Source organism: Devosia sp. (assembly GCF_017307565.1).
Classification (GTDB): domain Bacteria; phylum Pseudomonadota; class Alphaproteobacteria; order Rhizobiales; family Devosiaceae; genus Devosia.
Genome location: NZ_JAFKHD010000288.1, coordinates 1 through 1,048, shown reverse-complemented (window position 1 = coordinate 1,048; position 1,048 = coordinate 1). Strand labels below are relative to the sequence as shown.

The window sequence follows — 1,048 nt, the reverse complement described above, 5'->3', positions numbered from 1 at the left end:
CGCCTCAGTCACCTTTTCAGGCGCAGACAAGGCACGGCTGACCGTTGCGGTCGAGACGTTCGCGTATCGTGCAACATCTTGAATAGTCGGGTTTTTTCGTTCCACGCTCACGTCCGGCAGCGCCTCCTCTCGCTGTCAGGATTGCATTCTGTCTAAATCGATCTTGACAGGTCCGCAAGACGTGTATGAAACTCCTGAAATCGATTGCACAACCAGTTTTGATTAGTTATGCAATCGATTACACACAGTCGGATCAGGTATCTGGAGGAACGGGATCCTGCTGGCTGGTGGCATGAATGGGGGCGCTTAGCTCCTCGTGTTCGTTGGGAGGACATTCCTATGAAGAAGTTTGCAGTGGTTGCCGCAATGGCGACCGCGCTGCTCGGCTCCACGTCTGTACTGGCTGCCGATCTTGAAGTGACCCACTGGTGGACGTCCGCTGGTGAAGCGGCTGCCGTGGCCGAATTTGCCCGCGTCTTCGAAGAGCAGACCGGCAACAAGTGGGTGGATAGCGCCCTGGCTGGTTCGGGCACCGGCGCCAACCCCGTCATCATCAGCCGCATCATCGGCGGTGACCCGATGGGCGCTACGCAGATGAATACCGGCCGCGACGCCGAAGAACTTATCCAGGCCGGTCTCATCCGCGACCTGACCCCGATCGTCGAAGAAATGGGCGGCCTCGACTTCTACGTCGATCAGTCCCTGCTCGAGCCGTGCACCTATGACGGCAAGATCTACTGCTTCCCGGTCAACATCCACTCGTGGGATTGGCTGTGGCTCTCCACCAAGGCCTACGAAAAGATCGGCCAGCCGGTTCCCAAGGACTGGAACGAGTACGTTGCTTCCTGGCCGAAGCTTGAAGAAGCCGGCATCCTGCCGTTCGGTCTGGCCACTGGCTGGCCCTTCTCGGGCATTCCGGGCGTGCTGATGGCCGGTATCGGTGGCGACGACCTGGTTCTCGCCATCAACCGCGACAAGGATGCCAGCGCCGTTCGTGGCCCTGAATTCCGCAAGGTTGCCGAAGCTCTCGACCACCTGCGTTCGGTCG

Annotated in this window: 2 protein-coding genes; one reads left to right on the top strand and one right to left on the bottom strand. The window is 59.4% G+C overall.

The features are described 5' to 3' along the window. Positions 1-105, bottom strand: a 105-nt coding sequence (locus J0I64_RS08730) for a LacI family DNA-binding transcriptional regulator (protein ID WP_291407204.1), incomplete at its 3' end; no start/stop codon positions are given. A gap of 234 nt (positions 106-339) precedes the next feature. Here J0I64_RS08730 and J0I64_RS08725 point away from each other — a divergent pair. Further along, positions 340-1,048: ABC transporter substrate-binding protein (locus tag J0I64_RS08725; protein ID WP_291407202.1), on the top strand; the 709-nt coding region annotated here is incomplete at its 3' end.